Source organism: Klebsiella sp. 2019SCSN059 (assembly GCF_021739525.1).
Taxonomy (GTDB): domain Bacteria; phylum Pseudomonadota; class Gammaproteobacteria; order Enterobacterales; family Enterobacteriaceae; genus Klebsiella; species Klebsiella quasipneumoniae.
The window spans coordinates 1-2,066 of sequence record NZ_JAKKOM010000094.1 but is presented as its reverse complement, the minus strand read 5'-3'; the positions used below and the strand labels follow the sequence as shown (position 1 = coordinate 2,066).

1 protein-coding gene and 1 pseudogene are annotated in these 2,066 nt (G+C 64.6%); both read right to left on the bottom strand.

What is annotated here, in order from left to right:
* A pseudogene (locus L2I46_RS28975) lies at positions 1 to 1,291 on the bottom strand (Tn3-like element TnAs1 family transposase); the annotation flags it as partial.
* A gap of 3 nt (positions 1,292 to 1,294) precedes the next feature.
* A complete protein-coding gene (locus L2I46_RS28970) occupies positions 1,295 to 1,855 on the bottom strand; it encodes a recombinase family protein (RefSeq protein ID WP_001161490.1) in 561 nt (186 codons plus the stop codon).
* Positions 1,856 to 2,066 lie beyond the last annotated feature (211 nt).

Below are 2,066 nucleotides of genomic sequence, written 5' to 3'. Positions count from 1 at the left end.
CCGGCACCTTGCGCAGGTTGTCGGCGTTCATCTCACGCAGGGTCTGCACGGCTGCCAGCACGCCTTGCGCGGCCGGCGCGGCGCGCAGTTCCAGCACCTCCAGCAAGGCCGGCGTGTAACGGCGCAGGGTGGCGAAGTTCTCGCCGACCAGGTGCAGGTGGTCGAAGCCTTCCGGCCGGGCCAGCAGCTCGGCCTCGCTGACGCTCTCGGTGAACTCGTCCCAGGGAATCACCGCCTCGATGGCGGCATAGGGGTCGCTGCCGCTTTCCTTCGCTTCCAGCAGCGCCTGGCCGATCCTGGAGTACAGGCGCACCTTGTCGTTGATCGCCTTGCCCTGCTTCTGGAACTGCTGCTGATGCTTGTGCTTCGCGCCGCTGAACAGCTTGACCAGGATGCGGTCATGCAGATCGACCAGCTCATCGATCACGGTCGCGGTGCTCTCCAGCACCACGGCGGCCAGGGTCGCGTAGCGGCGCTGCGGCTCGAACTTACCGAGGTCTTTGGGCGTCATCTGCCCACCCTCGCGGGCCAGCTTGAGCAGGCGGTTCTGGTGGATGTGCCGGCCCAGGCCTTCGGGCAAGTCCACCAACTGAAATGTCTTCAGCCGCTCGATGTGTTCCAGCATGTGCCGAGAGTTGGGTTTCAGCGGTGCCTGGCGCAGCCAGGTCAACCAGGTGATGCTGCTGCCGGCCTTGAGCTTCAACAGCTCGTCCAGCTTGGCCCGATGCGAGTCCGTGAGTGGTTCGACCAGGGCGCGGTAGACCCGCCGATTGGCTCGCGCAATGGCTTCCGAGCAGGCCCGGTCAATCACGCTCAGCGCCGGCAGGATGCGTCGTTTCTGCCGTAGGCTCTCCAGGGCCTGACCGGCCAGCAGCAAGCCTTTGTCGGTCTGCTGGGCCAGCTCGGTTAGCTCGCGCACCAGGGCGCGGAAGTCGGACAGGCCGAACGGGGCCAGTTGCAGGTAGGTGCGCAGTTCCTGGGCATGCTCGCGACGGGTCACGTCGCGCTCGCCGTACTTTGCCCAGCTCGCCGGCTCGGCCTGGACTTGCTTCGCCACCCACAGGATGACCGGCTCGGGCAGCTCGCTGTCGGTTCCCAGCGCGTAACCGGGGTAGCGCAGCAGGCAGAGCTGCACGGCGAAGCCGAGGCGGTTGGCGTCGCCGCGTCGCTGGCGGATCAGCGACAGGTCGGAGTCGTTGAAGGTGTAGTAGCGGATCAGGTCATCCTGGCTTTCCGGCAGCGCAAGCAGGGTGTCCCGCTCCGTGGCCGAGAGGATCAAGCGACGCGGCATGTGTCAGTCGTCCGTGCGGAGGTACTGGTAGAGGGTTTCCCGGCTGATGTTGAACTCGCGGGCAAGCTGCGCCTTGGGCTCGCCGGCCGTCGCTCGCTGCCGCAGGGTAGCAGCCTGCTCATCGGACAGGGCTTTCTTGCGGCCCCGGTACGCGCCACGCTGCTTGGCCAAGGCGATGCCCTCACGCTGCCGCTCGCGGATCAGGGCGCGCTCGAACTCAGCGAAGGCCCCCATCACCGACAGCATCAGGTTGGCCATCGGCGAGTCCTCGCCAGTGAACACCAGGCCCTCCTTCAGGAACTCGATGCGCACGCCGCGCTGAGTCAGCTTCTGTACCAAGCGACGCAGGTCATCGAGGTTGCGGGCCAGCCGATCCATGCTGTGCACCACCACTGTATCGCCTTCGCGGACGAAGCTCAGCAGCGCTTCGAGCTGGGGGCGCTGGGTGTCCTTGCCCGATGCCTTGTCGGTGAACACCTTGCTCACCTGGGTTTGTTCCAGCTGGCGTTCCGGGTTCTGGTCAAAGCTGCTGACCCGGACGTAGCCGATGCGGTGCCCCTGCACGATGTCTCCTTGGTTGAAGGCGGCTTAAGTGCACTTTCTGTTCCGTTGTGCCTCAAAGCCCATTTCTGTCAGGCTGAAATCTATAACCTTCGCGGGCATGTGTCAAAAAATGGGAAAGCAGACTCTATTCTGACTGTCGTTTTCAGAAGACGGCTGCACTGAACGTCAGAAGCCGACTGCACTATAGCAGCGGAGGGGTTGGATCCATCAG